The organism is Polaromonas sp. P1_E12, assembly GCF_056405975.1.
Genome location: NZ_JBFUBB010000002.1, coordinates 52,313 through 74,477 on the forward strand (window position 1 = coordinate 52,313; position 22,165 = coordinate 74,477).

The 22,165-nt window shown below is 63.5% G+C and carries 21 protein-coding genes; 11 read left to right on the forward strand and 10 right to left on the reverse strand.

The window, feature by feature from the left end; translation table 11 throughout:
• Positions 1 to 13: 13 nt before the first annotated feature.
• Genes AC1D13_RS06015 through AC1D13_RS06035 form a run of 5 tightly spaced genes read right to left on the reverse strand, consistent with a single transcriptional unit; the run spans position 14 to position 4,179 of the window.
• On the reverse strand, positions 14 to 640 hold the full coding sequence (locus AC1D13_RS06015; protein WP_477689169.1) for a hypothetical protein: 627 nt from the start codon (positions 638 to 640) through the stop codon (positions 14 to 16).
• Complete coding sequence (locus AC1D13_RS06020; protein ID WP_477689170.1) at positions 637 to 1,269, reverse strand: SCO family protein; 633 nt, start codon at positions 1,267 to 1,269, stop codon at positions 637 to 639. Before AC1D13_RS06020 ends, AC1D13_RS06015 begins: the two co-directional genes overlap by 4 nt.
• Positions 1,270 to 1,304: 35 nt before the next feature.
• On the reverse strand, positions 1,305 to 1,904 hold the full coding sequence (locus tag AC1D13_RS06025; protein ID WP_477689171.1) for a c-type cytochrome: 600 nt from the start codon (positions 1,902 to 1,904) through the stop codon (positions 1,305 to 1,307).
• Positions 1,905 to 1,922: 18 nt separating this feature from the next.
• Positions 1,923 to 2,525: a cbb3-type cytochrome c oxidase subunit II gene (locus AC1D13_RS06030; RefSeq protein ID WP_457279844.1), complete on the reverse strand. Its 603-nt coding sequence runs from the start codon at positions 2,523 to 2,525 to the stop codon at positions 1,923 to 1,925.
• On the reverse strand, positions 2,515 to 4,179 hold the full coding sequence (locus AC1D13_RS06035; RefSeq protein ID WP_477689172.1) for a cbb3-type cytochrome c oxidase subunit I: 1,665 nt from the start codon (positions 4,177 to 4,179) through the stop codon (positions 2,515 to 2,517). The genes AC1D13_RS06030 and AC1D13_RS06035 overlap by 11 nt, the downstream gene beginning before the upstream one ends.
• Before the next feature lie 384 nt (positions 4,180 to 4,563).
• On the opposite strand from AC1D13_RS06035, the gene AC1D13_RS06040 reads away from it, so the two are divergent.
• Complete coding sequence (locus AC1D13_RS06040) at positions 4,564 to 5,826, forward strand: Nramp family divalent metal transporter (RefSeq protein WP_457279846.1); 1,263 nt, start codon at positions 4,564 to 4,566, stop codon at positions 5,824 to 5,826.
• Here the strand turns inward: AC1D13_RS06040 and soxR are convergent.
• Entirely contained in the window at positions 5,823 to 6,299 is a 477-nt protein-coding gene (soxR, locus tag AC1D13_RS06045) for a redox-sensitive transcriptional activator SoxR (RefSeq protein ID WP_457279847.1), read from the reverse strand. The genes AC1D13_RS06040 and soxR overlap by 4 nt on opposite strands.
• Before the next feature lie 102 nt (positions 6,300 to 6,401).
• On the opposite strand from soxR, the gene AC1D13_RS06050 reads away from it, so the two are divergent.
• A complete protein-coding gene (locus AC1D13_RS06050; protein ID WP_477665506.1) occupies positions 6,402 to 6,740 on the forward strand; it encodes an antibiotic biosynthesis monooxygenase in 339 nt (112 codons plus the stop codon).
• Between the two features lie 144 nt (positions 6,741 to 6,884).
• On the opposite strand, the gene AC1D13_RS06055 is transcribed toward AC1D13_RS06050, so the two are convergent.
• From AC1D13_RS06055 to xdhA, 3 genes are read right to left on the reverse strand one after another with little or no spacing between them, the layout of a single operon-like run.
• Positions 6,885 to 7,304: a hypothetical protein gene (locus AC1D13_RS06055; protein ID WP_457279849.1), complete on the reverse strand. Its 420-nt coding sequence runs from the start codon at positions 7,302 to 7,304 to the stop codon at positions 6,885 to 6,887.
• A 49-nt stretch (positions 7,305 to 7,353) separates the two neighbouring features.
• Entirely contained in the window at positions 7,354 to 9,789 is a 2,436-nt protein-coding gene (gene xdhB, locus AC1D13_RS06060) for a xanthine dehydrogenase molybdopterin binding subunit (protein WP_477689173.1), read from the reverse strand.
• Positions 9,786 to 11,372, reverse strand: coding sequence for a xanthine dehydrogenase small subunit (gene xdhA, locus AC1D13_RS06065; RefSeq protein WP_457279850.1), 1,587 nt, complete (start codon positions 11,370 to 11,372; stop codon positions 9,786 to 9,788). The genes xdhB and xdhA overlap by 4 nt, the downstream gene beginning before the upstream one ends.
• 70 nt (positions 11,373 to 11,442) lie before the next feature.
• On the opposite strand from xdhA, the gene AC1D13_RS06070 reads away from it, so the two are divergent.
• The 7 genes from AC1D13_RS06070 to AC1D13_RS06100 all read left to right on the forward strand — a co-directional run bounded on the left by AC1D13_RS06070 (position 11,443) and on the right by AC1D13_RS06100 (position 19,817).
• Entirely contained in the window at positions 11,443 to 12,375 is a 933-nt protein-coding gene (locus AC1D13_RS06070) for a LysR family transcriptional regulator (RefSeq protein ID WP_477665507.1), read from the forward strand.
• A gap of 77 nt (positions 12,376 to 12,452) precedes the next feature.
• Complete coding sequence (locus tag AC1D13_RS06075; protein ID WP_457279852.1) at positions 12,453 to 14,036, forward strand: ABC transporter ATP-binding protein; 1,584 nt, start codon at positions 12,453 to 12,455, stop codon at positions 14,034 to 14,036.
• Positions 14,033 to 15,142, forward strand: coding sequence for an ABC transporter permease (locus AC1D13_RS06080; protein ID WP_457279853.1), 1,110 nt, complete (start codon positions 14,033 to 14,035; stop codon positions 15,140 to 15,142). Before AC1D13_RS06075 ends, AC1D13_RS06080 begins: the two co-directional genes overlap by 4 nt.
• Complete coding sequence (locus AC1D13_RS06085) at positions 15,142 to 16,062, forward strand: ABC transporter permease (RefSeq protein ID WP_457279854.1); 921 nt, start codon at positions 15,142 to 15,144, stop codon at positions 16,060 to 16,062. The genes AC1D13_RS06080 and AC1D13_RS06085 overlap by 1 nt, the downstream gene beginning before the upstream one ends.
• A gap of 99 nt (positions 16,063 to 16,161) precedes the next feature.
• On the forward strand, positions 16,162 to 17,310 hold the full coding sequence (locus AC1D13_RS06090; protein ID WP_457279855.1) for a BMP family ABC transporter substrate-binding protein: 1,149 nt from the start codon (positions 16,162 to 16,164) through the stop codon (positions 17,308 to 17,310).
• 108 nt (positions 17,311 to 17,418) lie between these two features.
• Positions 17,419 to 18,471 (forward strand): adenosine deaminase, encoded by a 1,053-nt coding sequence (locus AC1D13_RS06095; RefSeq protein WP_457279856.1) that lies wholly within the window; start codon positions 17,419 to 17,421, stop codon positions 18,469 to 18,471.
• 59 nt (positions 18,472 to 18,530) lie between these two features.
• Entirely contained in the window at positions 18,531 to 19,817 is a 1,287-nt protein-coding gene (locus AC1D13_RS06100; RefSeq protein WP_457279857.1) for a YbfB/YjiJ family MFS transporter, read from the forward strand.
• Between the two features lie 12 nt (positions 19,818 to 19,829).
• On the opposite strand, the gene AC1D13_RS06105 is transcribed toward AC1D13_RS06100, so the two are convergent.
• Positions 19,830 to 20,234 (reverse strand): tautomerase family protein, encoded by a 405-nt coding sequence (locus tag AC1D13_RS06105; protein WP_477689174.1) that lies wholly within the window; start codon positions 20,232 to 20,234, stop codon positions 19,830 to 19,832.
• Between the two features lie 133 nt (positions 20,235 to 20,367).
• Between AC1D13_RS06105 and AC1D13_RS06110 the strand changes: the two genes are divergently transcribed.
• Both AC1D13_RS06110 and queE read left to right on the forward strand, forming a co-directional pair.
• On the forward strand, positions 20,368 to 21,252 hold the full coding sequence (locus tag AC1D13_RS06110) for a LysR substrate-binding domain-containing protein (protein WP_477689175.1): 885 nt from the start codon (positions 20,368 to 20,370) through the stop codon (positions 21,250 to 21,252).
• Positions 21,253 to 21,512: 260 nt separating this feature from the next.
• The gene (gene queE / locus AC1D13_RS06115; protein WP_477689176.1) at positions 21,513 to 22,148 is read left to right on the forward strand and encodes a 7-carboxy-7-deazaguanine synthase; all 636 of its coding nucleotides are present in this window, start codon (positions 21,513 to 21,515) and stop codon (positions 22,146 to 22,148) included.
• Positions 22,149 to 22,165: the final 17 nt, after the last annotated feature.

Sequence of the window (22,165 nt, forward strand, 5' to 3'; positions counted from 1 at the left end):
GGCATGAGTGGTGTCAGCGTGCCGTGGGTTTCGTTGCTGCATCGTCAGGCAGCATGGCAGTGTCTCTTTGCATCAAGGCACGGACCAGCCAGGTAAACCATGCAGCGGCAATCGCTGCTGCAATCCACACCAGCATCTGCCCCAGGCGCGCCTGATCGTCCAGCAGGTAGGCGTTGCAGACGCGTACCGGCGAAGTTTCATACAGGTTGCCCACGACTGCCATCATCGGCAGCACATTGCCCAGAAAGAAACCCTGCACCAGCAGGCCCGCCGCGTGCCAGGACAAGCGCACGGCGGCGCCGCAGGCCAGCAGGGCCAGGCATTTCAGGATTTCGATGCGGCCGTCCACCAGCGCAAGGTCTAGTACGCGGGGGATCATCAGGATCGCGAGCACCACCGCGGCAGCGAACAAACCGCTGATGCCGTGGGCATTCCAGAGCCCCAGGCGAGCCAGCCAGCGCCCCGGCAGTGCTGTGGCGAGCAGATAGCCGGCCAGCGCCAGCAGGGGATACTGCACCAGCATATGAAGTGTCATGCTGGCTTCCAGCCCATGCCGCAGGCCGGGCAAGGCCAGCAGGCAAAGCAGGGCGACGGCCATAACCGCCAGGGTGCCGCGCGAGGGAGGCGCCAGCCTCTTCATGGCGGGGCAGCCTGCGCAAGGTGCTGCGCATAGTCGAGCGCGAGCTGCTGTTCCGCGTAGTCAAAAATGCGAACCAGCCGGCCTTTCTGGTCGATGACCAGCAGCGCCGCGTTGTGTTCAAAATCGCCGCGGCCATCAGGAACCACCACGACCTGGAAACCCGCCAGCAGGCGCTGGGTGTCCCGCGGGTCCTGCACACGCACAAAGCGCCACAGCGCCGGGTCAGCGCTCAATCGCGCTGCATAGGCCTGCAGCACGGCGGGGCTGTCGTGACGCCCATCGAAGCTGATCGACAGCAGCTTGACCCTGCCGCCGCGCTCCTGCCTCGCCTGCAATATCTGCTGCATTTGCTGGAAGCTGCTGCCCATCGCCAGGCAGACGGTCTGGCAACGTGTGTAGATGAAATCCACCAGCGTGACGGACTGCCCGTCGGCGAGATGCTGCGACAGTGCCTGAGAGGTGATGCCGGGCCCGTCGACGCTGACTGCGGGGGTTGCGACAGGTCGCAGTGCAACATCGAGCCGACGGGCGCCCTCGGCGGTCCAGACCTGAAAGTCGTGCGTCAGCCACGCGGCGGCGGCGTAACCCGCCAGGGCCAGCATGACGCTGAGCAAGGCGGTGCGAAGCATCAGGGCTGGCCCACCACGCTTGCTGCCCCTTCAGCTCAGGAGCTTTTGGCCGCCAGCGCCTTGAGCTCGGCAGCGCCGTTGAACGGTGTGGTGCGCGTGCCGGCCTTGCGTTCGGCTTCAAACAGCTCGGGCTTGATGGCACCCGCCTTGTTGGACCATTCGGCGCGGACGTAGCTTGCCACCGCGGCCAGTTCGGCATCGCTGAGCTGCGCGAAGGCCGGCATGGCGCCCTTGAAGGTGTTGCCCATGACGGTGATCTCGCCCGTGACGCCGTGCAGCAGGATGTTGGCCACGGTGCGCTCGTCGCCGGTTACCCATTCGGAGCCGTCCAGCGGTGGAAACACCCCGGGCAGCCCTTTGCCGGTGGCCTGGTGGCAGGCCACGCAGTTGGCGGTGAACAGCTGTTTGCCGTTGGCCGCAGCGCCCGGCGCGGGGCCCGAGAGGTCCGCCAGGGTGCGCTTGTCCCCCAGGTCGGCGCGGCCGAAAGAGCCGGACAGCACGATGTAGCCCGCGCCCCACAGCACCAGGGCCAATGCCCCGACCAGGAAGATCAGCGGGATGGGCTGACTCTTTTCAGAGGGCTCCGCCTGTTCCCGCTCCTGGGCCCGGCTTTCAGATGTCTTGTCGTTCAACATGGGATGACCTTGTGTGGCTCAGGGCTTGGGGGCGGGTGGCAGCACCGGGTAGGTGTGGTTCAGGCCCTGCAGGTACTTGACCAGGTCCAGCGCCTGCGGCGAAGGCACGACCACCTGGCCGATGTTCGGCCCGTAGGCGGGTGGCAGGGCCAGCGGCTGCTCGCCCTCGCTTTCGGCGTCTTTGGCGTCCTTCACCGTGAAGAGATAGGGGTAGGACGGCATGATGGAGCCGGGCACATAGGCGCGCGGCTGGTACAGGTGGCCCAGGTGCCAGTCCTTGCTCGGCTGGCGCGCCCCGATGTTGAAGAGGTCCGGCCCGGTGCGCATGCTGCCCAGCAAATGCGGCCTGTCATAGAAATAATCGCCCGGCACCGAGGCCCGGCCCCAGCCGCGCTCCGCGTCGGGGCCGAAGTTCCGGTCACGCGGCTGCTGGCTGTGGCAATAAACGCAGCCATTGGCAATGTAGACCTCGCGCCCGCGCAGCTGGGCGCTGGTGTAGTTTTTCAGCTCCGGCGGCGGTTTGATGTCGCGTACCTGCATGTAGGGCATCACCACCAGGGCCGCCGTGGCGATGCCCAGGGCCACCATGGCGCCCGATGCCAGCTTGACTTCATTTTCCATGAGCGGCTCCCATTTCAGCGCTGCGTGCGTCGTTGGGCCAGAAGAGGGCGGCGCCCGCGCGGCCCGGCCCGAAGCGAAGCGCCATGGCCAGGAAATGGCCGACGAACACCAGATGGCTGAGTACCATCAGGCCGCCGCCCACGGATCGCCATTTCAGGTAGGGCAGGGTCAGCTCGACGGAAGCCATGAAGGGCTGGGCGGCATCCAGCATCGCCACACCTTGAAGCCAGCCGCCGATGGTGAGCCCGACAAAATATATCGTCACCCCGACAGCCGCCAGCCAGAAATGCAGGGTGATCAGTTTCGGGTACGGCCACTCCCAGTTCAGCACCCGGGGCATCATGAAATAGATGGCGCCGAACAGCACCATGGTGACGAAGGCATAGGCGCCCAGGTGCGCATGGGCCACCGTGAAATGGGTGAAGTGGGTGATCTGGTTGACGCTGCGCAGCGCCTCCAGCGAGCCCTGCAGCGATGAGGCAAGGTACATCAGCCCGCCGAACATCATGAAGCGCAGCGTCGGCGAATAACGCGCCAGGTGCATGCGCCCCTGCAGCGTGGCGCCCATGTTGATGCTGAAGGCGATCACCGGAATCACCATCATGACGCTCTGCACGATCGACAGCGTGATGAGCCAGCCGGGCACCGGGCCGCCGATGAGGTGGTGGCCGCCGACCTGGCCGTAGAAAAACGCCAGCGTCCAGAAGCCCAGCAGCGAGAGGTTGTAGGAGCGTATCGGCCGGCCGATGATTTTGGGCAGGAAGTAATAGATGGCGCCCACGCTCACGGGCGTGAACCACAGGCCCAGCACGTTGTGCCCATACCACCAGTTGGTGGTGGCCTGCTGCACGCCGGTGTGCACGCCGGGCATCTTGCCGACCAGGAAGAGCAGGGCAATCCACAGCAGCGCCGCCGTCATGTACCAGACGCTGACGTACAGGTGCGAGACCTTGCGGTTGACCAGCGTGAACAGCACCGGCAGGATGACGAGGGCAAAGCCGGCGAACATGAAGATCGCGATCTGCCATGGAATTTCCAGGTATTCCATGCCGTCGTTCCAGCCGGTCGCGATGGCGCCTATGCCGCCGGCGATGCCCATGTTGATGAGCGCCCCGCCCAGCATGACCCAGAAGGCGCCGTAGAGCCGGGTGCGCAGCAGCCGCGGCAGCAGCCACACGATCATTCCCAGCGCCGCATTGGTGATCCAGCCGTAGAGCACGCCGGTCAGGTGCACGGTGCGTATCCGGCCGAAGGTCAGCCAGGCATAGTCGGTGAGCCAGTCGGGCTCATGCAGCTTGATGGACGACACCAGCCCCGCCATCGAGCCCACGATGAGCCACAGGCAGGCAAAGGTGATGAACATGAACACCGGAAACGCGGTGGAGCGGTCGGACGTGATGCGGTCCAGCAGTTCGGCGGCGTCGGCCGCGTGCGTCTTGATGCCGCCTTCCTTCACTACCTTCTGCATTGACGCCTGTGCTGCGTCCTGTAGCGCGGGGTCGTCGACCTGGCCGATCTCGCCGTGCGCGAAGATGACGGAAGCCGCGACAGGGTTTTCTTGCAGCAGACCTTTGCGCAGCGACCAGATGAAGACAAAGAGTCCGATGATGGACAACAGGAAAGCACCCAGAAGGCTGAGGGCGGCGCTGTCCATCATGCAGCTCCCGCAGGCAACGCGCGCGGCATCGTCGGGTTCTCATTGCCCGCGCTCCGGGTTTCCAGAAAAAGCGGTGTCAGCCATCTGAACGACTGAGCCGGTCCGCCGCTTGTGCATGGTGCAACTGTCATGATTTCTCCGGTGTGAAAACCCGCAGACGCCATCTGCTGCCTGGCGCCGGTCGGGTGGGGCCGCGAGAACTTGCCGCAGGTGTTCCATACTACGCCTTTGATGGCTGCCAGCCTGGACGCCAGGCTGTATTCCAGTCATCTGCTACTGTTTTTATAGCTGCTGGCGCTCGCCTGCATTGGTCTGTAGCCTGAATCGATATGTTGATCTGGCTTAAGCCAGGCCTCATCAAGCCGTGTTAGCCTCGCGGCCATGTTGAACCGCATCCCCTCTTTCCTGCGCCATGTCGGCCCAGGTGTAGTCACCGGCGCTGCCGATGACGACCCTTCCGGTATCGCCACCTACACGCAGGCGGGGGCGCAGTTCGGCACCGGGCTGCTGTGGACGGTATTTTTGTCACTGCCCTTCATGATCGCCATCCAGCTGGTCAGCGCCCGCATAGGTCGCGTCACCGGCAAGGGTGTGGCGGCCAACCTGCGCGAGCACACGCCGCGCGCCTTCCTGATGAGCATGGTGTTTTTGCTGGTCATTGCCAACACCATCAACATCGCCGCCGACATTGCCGCCATGGGCGAGGCGCTGCAGCTGGCTGTGGGCGGCGGCGACCACTTTCATGCGGTGGCCTTCGGCATCATCACCGTACTGCTGCAGGTGTTTGTGCCTTACCGCAAGCTCGCACCCATTTTGAAATGGCTCACGCTCTTTCTCTTTGCCTATGTGATCGCCGTGTTCCTGGTGCAGGTGCAGTGGGCCCAGGTGCTGCATGACCTGGTCGTTCCCAAACTGCAATGGACCTCGGGCTACTGGATGATGATCGTCGCGCTGCTGGGCACCACGATTTCGCCTTACCTGTTTTTCTGGCAGGCCTCGCAGGAGGTCGAAGAGCTGCGCTTGAAGGGCGGCGTGCTGGGCGCTGAAAAGAAGATCCGCCGCGACCTTCGCCGCGTCAAGCGCGACACCTACATCGGCATGTTTTTCTCTAATGCCATCGCCTTTTTCATCATGGTGTTGGGTGGTGCGGTGTTGTATGCGGCCGGTATCCATGATGTGACATCAGCCGCGCAGGCGGCGCAGGCTTTGCGGCCACTGGCCGGCGATTTTGCCTTTGCGCTGTTCGCCGGCGGCATCATCGCCACCGGCCTGCTTGCCGTGCCGGTGCTGGCCTCGTCAGCTGCCTACGCCGTGGCCGAGGCCTTCGGCTGGCCCGAAGGCCTGGAGCGCCACTGGTACGAAGCCAAGCGCTTTTACGCCATCATCGTCATTGCTACCGTGGTAGGCACGGGCATGGACTTCACCAGCATAGACCCGATGAAAGCGCTTTACTGGAGTGCCGTGATCAATGGCGTGGTGGCCGTGCCCATCATGGCCGGCCTGATGCTGCTGGCCGGCCGGAAATCGGTGATGGGCAATTTCACCTCGGGCCTGAAGACCACGTGGTTCGGCTGGGGCGGTGTGGTGGTGATGGGCTTTGCGGTGGCGATGATGTTGCTGGATCTGATCCGCCCCTTGTTCTAGGCTTCCCGGCGACGAACCCACAAACGCTGCGGCCCCGCGCCCTGCCCGGCGAGCTGGTCATACGGGTTGCGCAGCCGGCATTTGTCAATCGACAGGCAGCCGCAGCCTATGCAGTCGTCCAGGGTGTCGCGCAGTTTTTTGAGCTGGGCCATGCGCTCGTCCAGGTCGGCGCGCCAGGCTGCCGACAGTCGGGCCCAGTCCGCGCGGCTGGGGGCCGCCTTCGCGGGCAGGGTGGCCAGGGCTGCCTCGATGTCGGCCAGCGCAATGCCCACCCGCTGCGCCACACGCACAAAAGCCACGCGACGCAGCATCTCACGTGCGTAGCGACGCTGGTTGCCTTCGGTGCGGGTGCTGCTGATCAGCCCTTTTTTCTCATAAAAGTGCAGGGTGGACACCGCCACGCCGCTGCGGCGTGCCATGTCGCCGACCGAGAGTGTGGGAAAGATGCCGGCCTGTTCCAGTTCCGTGCCCATGGATTTCCTTGAAAAAAATGCTTGACCTAAACTTTACTTGAGGTTTCAGACTCCTCATTTTTCAGGCCAATCCGGCCCGCTTATTTCAAAGGAGTTGTTTTCATGTCCAGCGATTTATCAAGCCCCGCTTCCGCCTCCGTGTTCCGCGTCGACAAATTCGTCGTGCCCTCGCAATCGATCTCCGCTTTTGTCGAGCGCATTCACCAGGTCCAGCGCATGCTGGGCGAGCAGCCCGGCTGCCTGCAAAAACATGTGCTGACCCAGACGGGCGACAGCAGCGAGTTCGATGTGGTGACCGTGGTCGAGTGGGCCAATGCCGATGCGGTGGCCGCCGCCCAGACCGTCATGCAAAAGCAGCTCGCCAGCGAGGGCTTTGATATTCAGGCTTTCCGGAAAAAGCTGGGCGTACGGGGCGACTCGGGGATGTACCGCGAGGCTTGATTTTCCGTCTCGGATCAGGCGCTCAAACGCTGCCGTAGCTGCGGGGTCGCAGGCTACCGCTGTGTTTGACCACGCCTGGGCGAAGCGTGGACCCGCCTGTTGTCGTGAAGTATTGGCAACGGCGCGCGAGGAATCCAGGCACAGTCATTTTTTCGAGAAAGGAACAAATGCATGCGCAGTCGCTGGTGCGGCTCCTGGCGGGACGTAGGAACTGGTCGCACTGATGCGTATGCCTGAGCTGCCGCCTTCCTGGGCCCATCGAAACTCACAGCCTTCATGGCCTTGGCGCAACCAGGCCTCCTTGTTTTTTGGGATACGCACCGTAGAGTCGCTCCCGTTCTCGTTGCTGCTTTCGGGTACCAGGGAGAAGGTCGTATCCGGCTGTTGGGCGCCGGGAGACGTGATGCCCATAAACCCACGGGCAGCAGGATCGAATTTCACAATTGCTTCGCCTGTGTCGGACAGCGAGGTGCTACGAACCCAGCACAGAGAAGGGGAGCCTTGCGCCTCTGCGCCTGAAATGGTGAATCCCAGAACGAATATTAATAAAGCGGATTGCCACATGCGTTGCTCCCTTGCACGGCTTGATGTTGATCTGTCCAGGGGCATGAGCCTACGTCAATAATTTTGGCGAATCACCATAGCCGACGGCCCTCAGCACATTCTCCGCCGTAGCCGGCGCATCCATCACCACAAGTTGATCCCCTGGCTTTCCAGCCCCCACCGCATCCCGTAGTGCCTCGTACACACTGATCGCCAGCATCAGCGGCGGTTCGCCCACGGCCTTGCTGCCGAAGACGTTGTCTTCGCGGTTGGGCTCGGGCCATAGATCGACCTTGAAGTGTTCGGGTACGTCGCCGGTCGCGGGAATCTTGTAGGTGCTGGGGGCGTGCGTGGTCAGCAGGCCCTTGTCGTTCCACACCAGCTGCTCGGTGGTGAGCCAGCCCATGCCTTGTATAAAGCCGCCTTCGATCTGGCCGATGTCGATGGCCGGGTTGATGCTGGTGCCTACGTCATGCAGGATGTCGACTTTCAGTACACGGCTTTCGCCCGTCAGGGTGTCGATGGCCACTTCGGTGCAGGCTGCCCCGTAGGCGAAGTAGTAAAACGGCCGGCCGGTCAATGTGGCCTTGTCGTAGTGGATTTTGGGTGTGCGGTAAAAGCCATCGCTCCAGAGCTGGATGCGGTTGGCATAGGCCAGCTTCACGACTTCGGTGAAGGGCCGCGTACCTGCGGGTGTGACGACCTTGCTGCCCTCAAACTGCACGGCGCCCGCGCCGCAGCGGTCCAAGCCGGCCACAAATTGCGCCAGGTTGTCGCGCACATTGCGGGCGGCGTATTGCGCGGCGCGCGCGTTGAGGTCGGTGCCGGCTGAGGCTGCGGTGGCTGACGCATTCGGAATCTTGCTGGTGTCGCTGGCGGTGGCCAGCACCTGAGCGAAGGGCACGCCCAGTTCATCGGCCACGATCTGGGCGACTTTGGTGTTCAGTCCCTGGCCCATTTCGGTGCCGCCGTGGTTCACTTGTACGCTGCCGTCGGTATAGACGTGCACCAGCGCGCCGGCCTGGTTGAAGAGGGTGGCGGTAAACGAAATGCCGAACTTGACGGGTGTGATGGCGATGCCACGCTTGATGACCGGGCTTTGGGTGTTCCAGGAAGAAATGGCCTGGCGGCGCTGTGAATAAAGCGCGGACAGCTCCAGTTTTGATAGCAGCGGCTCAAGGATGTTGTCCTCGACCTTCATCTGGTAGTGGGTGACGTCGCGCTCACCGATGCCGTAGAGGTTGCGTTTTCGCACCTCCAGCGGGTCCAGCCCGAGCGTGCGTGCGATGTCGCCCATGATGGCTTCAATCACGATCATGCCCTGCGGCCCGCCGAAGCCGCGGAAGGCGGTGTTGCTTTGGGTGTTGGTCTTGCAGCGGTAGGACGCTATCTCCACGTCCTCCAGAAAGTAAGCGTTGTCGGCGTGGAAAACCGCGCGGTCGGCCACCGGGCCCGACAGGTCGGCGCTGAAGCCGCAGTTCACCGCCATCATGAGCTTGAGGCCGCTGAGCCGGCCGGTCTCGTCAAAACCCACGTCGTATTCGTAGGCAAACGGGTGGCGTTTTCCGGTGACCATGAAGTCGTCGTCGCGGTCCAGCCGCAGCTTGACGGGGCAATGCAGTTTGTGGGCAGCGATGGCGGCCCAGACGGCCATCTGGCCTGACTGCGTTTCCTTGCCGCCAAAGCCGCCGCCCATGCGCCGGCATTCAACGCGCACTGCGTGGTTGGCAATGCCCAGTGCGTGCGACACCCAATGCTGGATTTCGCCGGGGTGCTGGGTGCTCGAATACACCAGCCATTGCTGCTGCTCCTGCGGCACAACGTAGGCAACCTGGCCTTCGAGGTAAAAGTGCTCCTGGCCGCCCACTTCGAGTGTGCCGTGCAGCGTGTGCGGAGCTTTTTTGTGTGCAGCTGCCGCATCGCCGCGTTTGACGAAGACCGGCGGCAATACATAACTCTCAGCTTTGAGTGCATCACGCACGGTCAACAATGCAGGCAGGGGTTCGATGTTGCACACCACCTTGCGCGCGGCGCGGCGGGCCTGCATGACGGTGTCGGCCACCACCACGCCGATCACCTGGCCGATGTGCTGCACCGTGCCCTGCGCAAATACCGGTTCGTCGTGCGAGAAATTGCCCAGCACCGGGTCGCCCGGAATGTCGCGCGCCAGAATCACATCGTGCACGCCCGGCATGGCCAGCGCCGCAGTGGTGTCGACGCCCAGCAGCTTTCCGTGTGCCACGGTCGACAAAATGGGCGCGGCATGCAGCGTGCCGCGCACCTCGGGAATGTCGTCGACATAGGTGGCGGCGCCGGCGACTTGCGCGCGAGCGCTTTCATGGGGCGTCGAGCGGCCCGCCGCCTGCGTGCCTGCAGGTTTTTTGGCCAGCGACGTTTTTTCCGCCAGGTCCGCAGCGGGCATATCACCAGCGCGGGCGTTGGCTGCGCGTACGTCCGGGTCGGCCACCGCATCGCGGCTGACGGAGATGTCTTTCGCGGCGTTCATGCGGCTTCCTCCAGCCGGAAGCTCGCCAGGTTGATCTGCTGCAGTCCCTGGCTTTCAAGCCAGTAACGCTGGAGCAGGTTGCCCAGCACCTGACTGCGGTAGGCCGCAGAGGCGCGCATGTCCGAGATGGGCGAGAACTCGGCGCGTAACGTAGCGATGGCGTGCTGCACAGTGGTCTGCGTCCAGGGTTTCTCCGTCAGCGCCGCCTCGGTCTGGATGGCACGCACCGGCGTGGCGGCGACGCCGCCCGCACCGATGGACGCAGTGACCACGGTGTTGTTTTCAATCTGCAGATTGATCGCCAGACAGACGGCGGAAATATCGTCGTCGTAGCGCTTGGAGATTTTGTAAGCCTTCATCGCCTCCCGGGGCTGCGCCTTGGGCACCTTGATCCAGGCCAGCACTTCGTCGGGCGCCATCAGGTTCTTGCGGTAGCCGGTGTAAAGCGCTTCCAGCGGCATTTCGCGGTGGCCGCGCACGCTCATCAGGACGATGTTGGCCCCCAGCGCAATCAGCAAGGGCATGGAGTCGCCAATCGGCGAGCCGTTGGCAATGTTGCCGCCCAGCGTGCCGGAATTGCGCACCGGCAGCCCCGCAAAGCGGGCCGCGAAGTTGTGCAACTGCGGCCGGTCTTTGACCAGCGCCGCATAGGCGTCGGCCAGTGTCACTGCGGCGCCAATGGCGATGTGCCGCGGGTAGTCTTCAATGCGGCGCAGCTCCCGCACCCGGGTGACGTCAAGCACTTCGCCAAACTGCATATGCTGCTTGGTCACCCACAAGCCCACGTCGGTGCAGCCGGCCACCAGCTGGGCGCCAGGGTGGGCGGCGCGGGCCTGCAGCAGGGCTGCCAGTGTTTTCGGCGATTTGTAAGCCAAATCGGCCTGCAGCCCAATAGGGACGGGCGCAAGCAGCTCCAGTTTTTGTAGCAAACCGGCTTCGTCGATCCGAACGGGACGCAGGCTGCCCATCGTTTGCGCGGCCTCCAGGATGGGCCGGTAGCCGGTGCAGCGGCAGAGGTTGCCCGAAAGTTCTTCCTGCGCGAGCTCCCGCGTGACAGGCTCGCCCTTGCAGATGTGGTTTTGGTACATGCCGAACAGGCTCATCACGAAGCCGGGGGTGCAGAAGCCGCATTGGGAGCCGTGCTTGTCGACCATGGCTTGCTGGGCAGGATGTAGCGCTGGTTCAACCCCTTCTCCCTCGCCAGCAGGGGCCGCGGAACCGGCTTTGCCGGGCCGCAGGCGCAGCGCCCCCTCGGGGGGCAGCGCATTACACGAAGCCGAAGGCGAAGTGAAAAGCGTGGGGGCAATATCTTCCACGGTCCAGACGGCCAATCCGTCAATGGAATGCGCCAGGCGAATGCAGCTGTTAATGGCGCGGTATTCGAGCTTGCCGCCGGCCGCCTCGCCCAGCACCACGGTGCAGGCGCCGCAGTCGCCTTCGCCGCAGCCCTCCTTGGTGCCGGTGCAGGCCAGGTCCTCGCGCAGCAGCTCCAGCAGGGTGCGGCTGGGTGGTACATTGCTGACGGAAACAACTTCACCCCGCCTGACGAAGCGGATGGGTCTGGAAAAAGATGGGACAGCCATGCTTCAGGTTAAAACAGTCGCGCCGCGGCCAGCATACAAAAGTGCATATCAACCGCATGGGTGAAAAGGTATGAAAGACCAGGCGCTTTTCGACAAGATAGACCTCCATCTCATCAGGGTCTTGAATACCGTGCTTACTGAACGCAGCGTATCACGCGCCGCCCTCCGCCTGGGTATGTACCAGCCCGCCGTCAGCGCGGCGCTCAAGCGCCTGCGCACGCTGGCGGGTGACCCTATCCTGGTGCGGTCCGGCTCCGGCATGGTGCCTACGGATGCGGGCCTGCGCATGATCGAGCCCTCGGCCAGCATTTTGCGCGCGGCCGGCATGCTGTTCAGTGACGCGCGGGGGTTTGACCCTGCCACGGCAGAAACCACCTTTCGCCTGGCGGCGAGCGACTACCTGGACCCGTCTTTCCTGCCGCAACTGGTGGCACAGATCAAATCCCAGGCGCCGCTCTGCCATATTGAAATCCACCCGCTGTCCGCTGAATCCGACTACCGCATGCACCTGGCGCAAGGCCAGGCCGACATTGTCATAGGCAACTGGGCCGCACCGCCCGACGACCTGCACATGGCGCGGCTTTTCGGCGACGAAGTGGTGTGCCTGGTCGCCAAAGACCACCCGGCGGTGCGCCGCGGCTGGGATGCCGCGACCTGGCTGGAAGCCGAACACATCGCCCCTACCGCCACGCACCCCGGCGCCAAGGGTGTGATCGACGAGCATCTCGACACCCTGGGCATGGTGCGCAACATCACGGTGCGCTGCCCGCACTTCAGCCTTATGCCGTCCATGGTGGCATCAAGCTTGCTGGTGATGACCACCGGGCGCCAGTACTGCGAACGCTTTGCCAGCCTGCTGCCGGTGAAAATACTGCCCACCCCGATCGCCTTTCCCCGCATGATGTATTACCAGCTCTGGCACGAACGCACGCACGCCTCCAACTCGGCCCGCTGGCTGCGCGAACGTGTCAAGTCCGTGGCCTCAACGCTACGAAAAGAATAGCTGCTTGCGCCCGTCTTGTATGGGCTGCAGCCGGAATTACCTATAAACCGACGACAAAACCGGATACCCCAGAGACAATGACCGCAGCCCCGCCCCAGACTGACAGCCCGCCCGGCCAGCCGCCGCGGCTGCAGCTTTCCGGCATCACCAAAAGCTACCCCGGCGTGGTGGCCAACAGCGGCATTTCGCTGACGGTTCAGCCCGGTGAGATCCACGCCGTGCTCGGTGAAAACGGCGCGGGCAAATCCACCCTGATGAAGATCATCTACGGTTCGGTCAAGCCCGACGCCGGCAGCGTGGCGATGGACGGCAAACCGGTCGTGGTGCGCAACCCGCACGAAGCGCGGGCGCTGGGCATCAGCATGGTCTTCCAGCACTTCAGCCTGTTCGACACGCTGACGGTGGCCGAAAACGTCTGGCTGGGGCTGGACAAACACCTCACGCTGGCCGAGGTCTCGCAGCGCATCATGCAGACGACGCAAGCCTATGGCCTGCAGCTGGACCCGACACGTCCCGTGCATACCCTGAGCGTCGGCGAGCGCCAGCGGGTGGAGATTGTCAGGGCGCTGCTCACGCATCCGCGGCTGCTGATCCTGGACGAACCCACGTCGGTGCTGACGCCCCAGGCGGTCGAGAACCTCTTTGTCACGCTGAGGACACTGGCCGCGCAGGGCTGCAGTATTTTGTACATCAGCCACAAGCTGCATGAAATCCGCGCGCTGTGCACCGCCTGTACGGTGTTGCGCGGCGGCAAGGTTTCCGGTTTCTGCGATCCACGGCAGGAGTCCAACGCCTCGCTGAGCCGTTTGATGATTGGCGCCGAGCCGCCCGCGCTGGAACACCGGGCGGTGCGCACCGGCGCCGTGGTGTTAGAGGTGAAACAGCTCGACTTGTCCAAAGAAGAACAGTTCGGCGTCGACCTGCACCAGGTCGCGTTGCAGGTGCGCGCCGGCGAGGTCGTCGGTATCGCCGGAGTGTCGGGCAACGGCCAGAAGGAACTGCTCTATGCGCTGTCGGGCGAAGATACCCGCGCTGCGGCCGATGCGGTTGCGGTGAAAGGCCAGCCGGTGGGCAAGCTCGGGCCGGGTGGCCGGCGCGCACTGGGCCTGCACTTTGTGCCTGAAGAACGCCTGGGCCGCGGCGCCGTACCGTCGCTTTCGCTGGCGCGCAACCTGTTGCTCACGCGCAAGGAGGCCGTCGGCAAAAGCGGCTGGCTCGACCGCGGCGCGTTGCAGGCGCAGGCCGACCGCATCATTGCCGAGTACAAGGTGAAGTCGGGCGGGCCGCAGGCAGTGGCCAAATCCCTTTCGGGCGGCAACCTGCAGAAGTTCATCATGGGCCGCGAGATTGATGCCCGGCCTGAACTCCTGATCGTCTCGCAGCCGACCTGGGGTGTTGACGTGGGCGCGGCCACGCAGATCCGCGGCGAGCTGCTCAAGCTGCGCGATGCCGGCTGCGCGGTGCTGGTGGTGAGCGAGGAACTCGAAGAACTGTTCGACATCTGCGACCGGCTGTACGTGATGGCCAAAGGCCAGCTTTCACCCTCGCTGCCTCGCGTCGACGCCACGGTGGAACTGGTGGGGCAGTGGATGAGCGGGCTCTGGGCGCCCGGCACGCACCCAACAGAAACAACACAAACCACGGCGGAGGCCTCGGCATGAAGCTCGAAATCCGTCCCCAGCCGTCTTCCTTCTGGAGCTATGCCTCCCCGGTGCTGGCCCTGCTGATTACCGTGCTGATCGGCGTGGCGCTCTTCGTGGCACTGGGCAAAGACCCCGTCAAGGGGCTGCAGGTGTTTTTCTGGGAACCCATCAAGTCGCCGTATGCCATCGGCGAACTGCTGGTCAAGGCCACGCCGCTGCTCATCATCGCGCTGGGGCTGGCCGTGTGTTTTCGCTCCAACGTGTGGAACATCGGCGCCGAAGGCCAGTTCGTCATGGGTGCGATCGCCGCAGGCGGCGTGGCGCTGCTGGCTGAAAAAACCACCGGCCCCTGGATCGTTCCGGCCATCCTGCTGGCAGGCCTTGCGGGCGGCATGGTGTGGGCCGGCATCACCGCCTTGCTGCGAGACCGTTTCAACGCCAATGAAATCCTGGTCAGCCTGATGCTGGTCTATGTGGCGGAGATGGTGCTGAACTACCTCGTCTTCGGCCCCTGGAAAGACCCCAACGGCTACAACTTCCCGCAAACCAAAACTTTCGAGGCCGTGACGCAGATTCCGCGGCTCATGCAGGGCTCGCGCGTGAACATCGGCATCATCCTCGCGCTGCTGGGTGTGGCCGGGCTGTGGCTGTTCATGTTCCGCACACACGCGGGTTTCCGGCATGAAGTCAGCGGCCTGGCGCCTGCTGCCGCGCGCTACGCCGGCTTTTCGTCGCGCCGCGCGTTGTGGCTGGCGCTGCTGACATCGGGTGCCGCGGCGGGCCTGGCAGGCGCGCTGGAGGTGGCCGGCCCCATCGGCCAGCTCACGCCTTATGTGCCGGCGGGGTATGGTTTTGCCGCGATCATCGTCGCCTTCGTCGGGCGGCTGCACCCGGTCGGCGTGGTGTTCTCGGCCATCCTGATGAGCATGTTCTACATTGGTGGCGAGCTCGCGCAGTCGCGCCTGGGGCTGCCCAAGTCGATCACCGGCGTGTTCCAGGGCTTGCTACTCTTCAGCCTGCTGGCTTGCGATACCTTGATCGCCTACAGGCTCAGGCTGTCCAGGCCCATCCCCGTGCAGGTGGCCACGCTTCCTTCCACCGACCTTGTGAAAGGAGCCGGTTGATGGACTCCACCGCATTGCTCATCGCGGCCACACTCAGCGCGGGCACCGTGCTGGCCATTGCCGCGCTCGGCCTGCTGATCAACGAGAAGGCCGGCATCGTCAATCTGGGCGCCGAAGGCATGATGCTGTGCGCCGCCATTGCCGGCTTTGCCACCGTGGTGCACACCGGCAACAGCTGGCTGGGCTTTGTGGCCGGTATGGCGGCGGGCGCGTTCCTGGCCGCGGTTTTCGGTGTGCTGGTGATCTGGCTCAACACCAACCAGTACGCCACAGGCCTGGCGCTCAGCCTGTTCGGCGCGGGTTTTTCGGCCTTTGCCGGCATCAAATACGTGCAAGAGAAGCTGCCCGAACAGTCGCAGTACCCGATTCCCTTCCTGGCCGATATTCCGCTCGTGGGCCCGGCGCTGTTCCGCCAGCACCCCATGGTTTACATCGCGATGGCGCTGACGGCCGGGTTGATCTGGTTTTTGTACCGCACGCGCGCTGGCCTGGTGTTGCGCTCGGTGGGTGAAAGCCCCGAGTCGGCGCATGCGCTGGGCTACCCGGTGCGGCGCATCCGGCTGGCGGCCGTGGTGGCCGGCGGTGCGCTGTGCGGGCTGGCGGGCGCCTATGTGTCGGTGGTCTATACGCCGCTGTGGGTGGAGGGCATGATCGCCGGCAAAGGCTGGATCGCGCTGGCGCTCACCACCTTTGCCACCTGGCGCCCGGCACGGGTTTTGCTGGGTGCTTACCTGTTCGGCGGCGTGACCATGCTGCAGTTTCACCTGCAAAGCCTGGGCGTCAATATGCCCACGCAATTCCTTAGCATGCTGCCCTACCTGTCCACCATCGTGGTGCTGGTCCTGATCTCGCGCAACCCGCTGTGGATTCGCGTCAACATGCCCAGCTCCATCGGCAAGCCTTTTTACCCGGGGGCCTGATGGTGTATTGCCGGCCGATCCGCCGCATAATTGCTTTTTTTCGCCTTCCCGTTCCACTTTCCATTTCAATGTCATTTCCTACAACGAAAGCGAGTTCACATGACTGACCTGCAAAAACGTTCCCTGCTCAAGCTGGCGGCCCTGTCGGCTGTAGCTGGGGCAGCTCTGATGGGCTGCGGCAAGAAGGAAGAGCCGGCAGCGGCGCCTGCCGCACCGGCGGCGGCAGCGCCTGCCAAGGTCGAGCCTCTGAAAATTGCCTTTGCCTATGTGGGCCCTGTGGGCGACGGCGGCTGGACCTTCGCGCACGACAACGGCCGCAAGGCCGTGGAGAAAGCCTATGGCGACAAGGTTGTCACCAGCTTCGTCGAAAAAGTACCCGAGTCAGCCGACGCCGAGCGTGTGATCCGCGACATGGCAGCCCAGGGCAACAAGCTGATCTTCGGCACCACCTTCGGCTACATGGAGCCCATGCTCAAGGTAGCAGGCGACACCAAAGACGTGAAGTTCGAGCACGCCACCGGCTACAAGCAGGCCGCCAACATGCGCACCTATGACAGCCGCACTTACGAAGGCGCCTACATGGCCGGCGTGATCGCGGGCAAGATGAGCAAGACCGGCACGCTGGGCGTGGTTGGCTCGGTGCCGATTCCTGAAGTAGTGCGCAACATCAACAGCTTCACGCTGGGCGCGCAGTCGGTCAATCCCAAGGTCAAGACCAAGGTGGTGTGGGTCAATGAATGGTTCAACCCACCCAAGGAAACCGAGGCTGCCACCGCTCTCATCAATGGTGGGGCCGACGTGCTGTTCCAGAACACTGATTCGTCCGCCGTGCTGCAGACCGCCGAAAAAATGGGCAAACGCGCCTTCGGCTGGGATTCGGACATGACCGCTTACGGCCCCAAGGCCCACCTGGCATCGGCCATCATCAACTGGGGCCCGTACTACGTGAAATCCGTGGGTGAGGCCCTTGAAGGCAAATGGACGGGCAACACCGCTGCCTGGTGGGGCGTCAAGGAAGGCGCGATTGACATCGTGTCAATTGCCGCCGATGTGCCGGACGACACCAAAAAGCGCATCGACGAAGTCAAGGCGGGCCTGAAGGACGGCAGCTTCTCGATCTGGAAAGGCCCCATCACCGACAACACCGGCAAGGAGCTGCTGGCCAAGGATGTGGTGGCGGACGACAAATTTCTCGGCGGCCTGAAGACGTATGTCAAGGGTGTCGAAGGCAAGGTTCCCGGCAACTGAGGATAATGGACGCAGCGCCGTGCCTGGGGCAACAGTTCCCGGGCCGGAGCGCTCGCAACGTAGTTTCAAAGCTGCCTTCGGGCAGCTTTTTTTGTTTCTGGAGTTGAAATGACGCCCGCACCATTCAATGTAAAACCCGTGTCCGCGGACCGCCTGCCTGAGCTGCTCAAAAGCATGCCCAAAGCCGAGCTGCATATGCACATCGAGGGCTCGCTTGAGCCCGAACTGATCTTTGCACTGGCCCGCCGCAACGGCGTGAGCATTCCCTACGCCAGCGTTGAAGAATTGCGCAGCGCGTATGCCTTCACCAACCTGCAGAGCTTTCTCGACATCTACTACGCAGGTGCCAGCGTGCTCATCACCGAGCAGGATTTTTACGATATGGCCTATGCCTACTTGCGCAAAGCTGCCGCTGACAACGTGGTGCACACCGAAATGTTCTTCGACCCGCAAACGCATACGGCGCGCGGCGTCAGCATGGAAACGGTCGTCAACGGCCTGCACCGCGCCTGCGTGGATGCACAGGCCGGGCTGGGCGTCAGCGCCTCGCTGATCCTGTGCTTTTTGCGCCACCTCAGCGAGGAGGACGCGTTTAAAACGCTGGAGCAGGCCTTGCCGTTCCGCGACAAATTCATCGGTATTGGGCTTGATTCGGGCGAGGTGGGCAACCCGCCTGAAAAATTCGCCCGTGTGTTTGCGCGCTGCCGCGAGCTGGGCTTTCACCTGGTGGCCCACGCCGGGGAGGAAGGCCCGCCCGAATACGTCTGGACGGCGCTTGACGTGCTCAAGGTCGAGCGCGTGGACCACGGTGTGCGCTCCAGCCGCGATGCGTCGCTAATGCAACGTCTGGCGAAAGACCGCATTCCGCTGACCGTGTGCCCACTCTCCAACCTCAAACTCTGCGTATTCCCGGACCTTGCCAGCCACAACCTGCGCGAGCTGCTCGATGCCGGGCTGGTGGCCACCGTCAATTCAGACGACCCAGCCTATTTCGGCGGCTACATGAATGAGAACTTCACGCAGACTTTTGCTGCGACGGGGCTGAATGCGCAGCATGCCTATGTGCTGGCGCGCAACAGCTTTGAGGCAAGTTTCATCGAAGCCTCGGCAAAGTCCCGCTATGTCGACCGCCTCCATCAGGCCTTCGAAACATTTCAATAAGCCTATCAGCGCGTTGCCCCCAAGGCACGGCCTGAATTCAACATGACGGAGAACTGTGTATGGCGTTGACGCCAAAAGAAGGGCAAACCCCTGTCGCCCAAAACCCCTGGCCCATCGCGCTGGCGGGGCTGGTAGCGTTGGCGGTGGCCATGGGCCTCGGGCGCTTTGCCTTCACGCCGCTGCTGCCGATGATGCTCAACGACGGCGTGGTCGATTTGCCGACGGCCAGCTGGCTGGCCAGCGCCAACTACTTTGGCTACATGCTGGGTGCGATTCTCTGCACGCTGCAGCCCTGGCTGTGGGCGCGCTTCAAGTGGCTGCCGCACCTGGCGTACTCGTCCCTGGTGCGCGCCGGTCTGGTTGCCACAGGCGTGCTGACGTTGGCCATGGGCTGGCATTTTCCGGCTGCATGGCCGCTGCTGCGCTTTGCCGCGGGCGTGACCAGCGCGGTGGTGTTTGTGTTTACTTCGGGCTGGTGCCTCTCGCAGCTGGCCAAGCGTGGCGTTCCCGCGATGGGCGGCATCATCTACGTCGGGCCGGGCGCCGGCATTTTGGTGAGTGGCCTGTTTGCCACTGGCATGGTCGCCTGGCACTGGACGGCCGCCACGGGCTGGATGATTTTCGGCGTGCTGGCGTTTGCGCTGACAGCCTCGGTGTGGCATGTCTTGCGCGGCGGCGATGAACGCCTGATTGCACTGGCGCCGCGCGCTGCTGCCCGGCCGGGTGATGCGCCGCAGCACCACGGCAATGCCGAGATGACCCTGCTCACGCTGGCCTATGGCCTGGCCGGTTTTGGCTACATCATTACCGCCACTTTTTTGCCGGTGATCGCGCGTGCGGCCTTGCCGGGATCGGCCTGGCTGGACATGTTCTGGCCCATCTTCGGCCTGGGCGTCATGGTGGGTGCGCTGCTGGCCACACGCCTGCCGCCGGGCAAAGATTTCCGCCTGCTGCTGGCCGGCTGCTACTTTTTGCAGGCGCTGGGTATTGCCGCCAGCCTCTGGAGCCCCAGCCTCGCGGGCTTTGCCATCGGTAGCCTGATGCTGGGCATACCGTTTACCGCCATCACTTTTTTTGCGATGCAGGAAGTGCGCCGCCTGAAGCCCGCCACAGCCGCCAGTTTCATGGGCCTTCTGACAGCCACCTACGGTGTCGGCCAGATCCTCGGCCCGCCGCTGGTGGCCGTGCTGCTGCGGCGCACACCCAACGCGGGTGTGGGTTTCACGATGTCGCTGGAAATTGCGGCGGCCTCGCTGCTGGTGGGCGCTGTGGTGTATGGGTGGATGGCGAAGGCTTATCCGGTACTGCCGGCTTTACCGTCTGGCGGCGTAGCGGCGCAGAAGTAAGCGCTTCGCTCATCAGTCAGGACCGGGCTGTTGCACCAGCGCCATGGCAAACTTGCCGCCGCCCACCGACCAGTCCGAATAGTCGTTTTCATGCATGAAGATGAAAACGTCATCGGCGGCAACACCGGCGTTGGTCTTTAAATTGCGCGCGATGGCCGCATAGAGTGCTCGCTTCATCGCGTCGCTGCGGCCGCGCCGCATCGTGATCTCGACGACCACCGGCTGCTCTGAACGTGCCATGCCGTTGAAGCTTCGGTTGAAGAAGAACTGCTGCGCATCGTAGCTGCTGACCGAATTAAAAAGCTCGTCTTCAGGCATGCCAATGCTGTCGACCAGCGCCTGGTGAATCCCGTCGACGATGCCTTGCCGTTGCTCGGGGCTGCTGCTGCGGTGGACGCTGGTACGGACAAAAGGCATGTGATTTTTCCTCAATTTAAATAGATGGCGATGAATTGAATCTTTCACCGAGGTGGCGCGAATTCTTGCAAGCAATGGCCGTCAGGCAAAGCGATTTGTTCGCAAGTCATATGTGCCATAAACTCACATAATGATGAAGCGTCATCTCCCACCCTTGAATGCCCTGCGTGCCTTTGAAGCCGCTGCCCGGCTGGGCCGCATGACGGCTGCGGCTGAGGAGTTGTCGGTGACCCCCGGCGCCATCAGCCGGCAGGTGCGCCAGCTGGAGCAGTCCCTGGGCGTGCCGCTCTTCGAAGGTGCCAAAAACAAGCCACAACTGACCGCTGCCGGCGCCGCGCTGTGGCCGGCCCTTGCCGCTGGGCTGGACCAGATGGAAGCCGCCGTGCGTGAAGTGCGCAGCAGCGAGGCCGGAACGCTGGACGTTTCCTGCTTCAGCACCTTCACCGTCAAATGGCTGATTCCGCGTCTCTATGACTTTAATGCGCGCCATCCCGATATCGACGTCCGGCTCAGCGCCGCCGAGCGTGTGGTCGATGTGGACCGTGACCGCTACGACCTCGTCATCACGGTAGACGGGCGGGGCAGCGAAAAATCGGGCACGCTGCTGCCGCTGTTTGTGGAGCGCCTGGGACCTGTCATGGCGCCTGCGCTCGCCAATCAGGCGAATGTGCGTGAAGCGATCGACCTGGCCCGCTTGCCGCTGCTGCACACCCGAACGCGGCGGGATGCCTGGCAGATGTGGTGTGAGTCGCGCGGCCTTGCCCTTCCTATTCAGGACGGTCCTGAGTTTGAGCACTATTACTTCACGCTGGAGGCGGCAGTGGCTGGCCTGGGCGTTTGCATTGCGCCCTGGCACCTGGTGATGGACGATATCCGCGCGGGACGGCTGGTGGCGCCGCTGGGCTTTGAGGAAAGCAGCTACCAGTACGTGGCCAGGCGCCGGGCCCGGGCGAATGTGCGGCTGGACAAATTCTGCGATTGGCTGGAAAAACAGGCACACGAAGCTCCCGCGCCCTGAAGCCGCTATTGGCCGGTAAATCCCCCGAAATCCCGCTATTGGCCGCTGGCCGTTAAAATCAGGGCTTGCGTGCTGCCTCGGCGCGCCGGCATTTGCTTTGTTTCCGGGGCCATGTAGAGGACTACCATGTATAAAAACCTCGCGACCCCCGGTCTTTCGGCCTCAGTGGGCGCCTGTTTTATTTCTCCCGCTCAATGTCTCCCTTCGCCCCGGCAACTGCCTGTGGCGCGCTGCGGCCATGACGCTGCGAAAGCCGCGCCATGAGCTACCAGGTCAAGGAAATTTTCTACACGCTGCAGGGCGAGGGCGCCAATGCCGGACGGCCTGCGGTGTTCTGCCGTTTTGCGGGCTGCAACCTGTGGACAGGCCGCGAGCAGGACCGTGCCACGGCCGTCTGCCAGTTTTGCGACACCGATTTTGTCGGCACCAACGGCACGCTGGGCGGCAAGTTTGCCGATGCCGATACGCTGGCCCAAAAAATTGAAGCGCAGTGGCCGGCGGGCGACAGTGCCCACCGCTTTGTGGTGATGACGGGCGGCGAGCCCTTGCTGCAGGTCGATGCCGAACTGATCGCCGCGTTGCATGCGCGCGGCTTCCAGATTGCGGTGGAAACCAACGGCACCATTGCCGCGCCCCAGGGCATTGACTGGATCTGCGTGAGTCCCAAGGCCGGCGCACCCTGGGTGCAACGCGCGGGTCAGGAGCTCAAGGTCGTCTGGCCACAGCCAAGTTTCGACCTGGCCGAACTTGAGGCTGCCGACTTCACCCACCGCTACCTGCAGCCCATGGACAACCCCCAGCGCCAGCAGAACACCGAAACCTGCATCCAGCTGTGCATGGCACGCCCGGCCTGGCGCCTGAGCCTGCAGACCCACAAAATCACGGGCATCCGATGAAAAAGCTCCCCACGCCA

Bases quoted from the DNA above. Each gene is read 5' to 3' on its own strand.
- AC1D13_RS06015 (WP_477689169.1), bottom strand. From the start codon at position 640: ATGAAGAGGCTGGCGCCTCCCTCGCGCGGCACCCTGGCGGTTATGGCC.
- AC1D13_RS06020 (WP_477689170.1), bottom strand. From the start codon at position 1,269: ATGCTTCGCACCGCCTTGCTCAGCGTCATGCTGGCCCTGGCGGGTTAC.
- AC1D13_RS06025 (WP_477689171.1), bottom strand. From the start codon at position 1,904: ATGTTGAACGACAAGACATCTGAAAGCCGGGCCCAGGAGCGGGAACAG.
- AC1D13_RS06030 (WP_457279844.1), bottom strand. From the start codon at position 2,525: ATGGAAAATGAAGTCAAGCTGGCATCGGGCGCCATGGTGGCCCTGGGC.
- AC1D13_RS06035 (WP_477689172.1), bottom strand. From the start codon at position 4,179: ATGGACAGCGCCGCCCTCAGCCTTCTGGGTGCTTTCCTGTTGTCCATC.
- AC1D13_RS06040 (WP_457279846.1), top strand. From the start codon at position 4,564: ATGTTGAACCGCATCCCCTCTTTCCTGCGCCATGTCGGCCCAGGTGTA.
- soxR (WP_457279847.1), bottom strand. From the start codon at position 6,299: ATGGGCACGGAACTGGAACAGGCCGGCATCTTTCCCACACTCTCGGTC.
- AC1D13_RS06050 (WP_477665506.1), top strand. From the start codon at position 6,402: ATGTCCAGCGATTTATCAAGCCCCGCTTCCGCCTCCGTGTTCCGCGTC.
- AC1D13_RS06055 (WP_457279849.1), bottom strand. From the start codon at position 7,304: ATGTGGCAATCCGCTTTATTAATATTCGTTCTGGGATTCACCATTTCA.
- xdhB (WP_477689173.1), bottom strand. From the start codon at position 9,789: ATGAACGCCGCGAAAGACATCTCCGTCAGCCGCGATGCGGTGGCCGAC.
- xdhA (WP_457279850.1), bottom strand. From the start codon at position 11,372: ATGGCTGTCCCATCTTTTTCCAGACCCATCCGCTTCGTCAGGCGGGGT.
- AC1D13_RS06070 (WP_477665507.1), top strand. From the start codon at position 11,443: ATGAAAGACCAGGCGCTTTTCGACAAGATAGACCTCCATCTCATCAGG.
- AC1D13_RS06075 (WP_457279852.1), top strand. From the start codon at position 12,453: ATGACCGCAGCCCCGCCCCAGACTGACAGCCCGCCCGGCCAGCCGCCG.
- AC1D13_RS06080 (WP_457279853.1), top strand. From the start codon at position 14,033: ATGAAGCTCGAAATCCGTCCCCAGCCGTCTTCCTTCTGGAGCTATGCC.
- AC1D13_RS06085 (WP_457279854.1), top strand. From the start codon at position 15,142: ATGGACTCCACCGCATTGCTCATCGCGGCCACACTCAGCGCGGGCACC.
- AC1D13_RS06090 (WP_457279855.1), top strand. From the start codon at position 16,162: ATGACTGACCTGCAAAAACGTTCCCTGCTCAAGCTGGCGGCCCTGTCG.
- AC1D13_RS06095 (WP_457279856.1), top strand. From the start codon at position 17,419: ATGACGCCCGCACCATTCAATGTAAAACCCGTGTCCGCGGACCGCCTG.
- AC1D13_RS06100 (WP_457279857.1), top strand. From the start codon at position 18,531: ATGGCGTTGACGCCAAAAGAAGGGCAAACCCCTGTCGCCCAAAACCCC.
- AC1D13_RS06105 (WP_477689174.1), bottom strand. From the start codon at position 20,234: ATGCCTTTTGTCCGTACCAGCGTCCACCGCAGCAGCAGCCCCGAGCAA.
- AC1D13_RS06110 (WP_477689175.1), top strand. From the start codon at position 20,368: ATGAAGCGTCATCTCCCACCCTTGAATGCCCTGCGTGCCTTTGAAGCC.
- queE (WP_477689176.1), top strand. From the start codon at position 21,513: ATGAGCTACCAGGTCAAGGAAATTTTCTACACGCTGCAGGGCGAGGGC.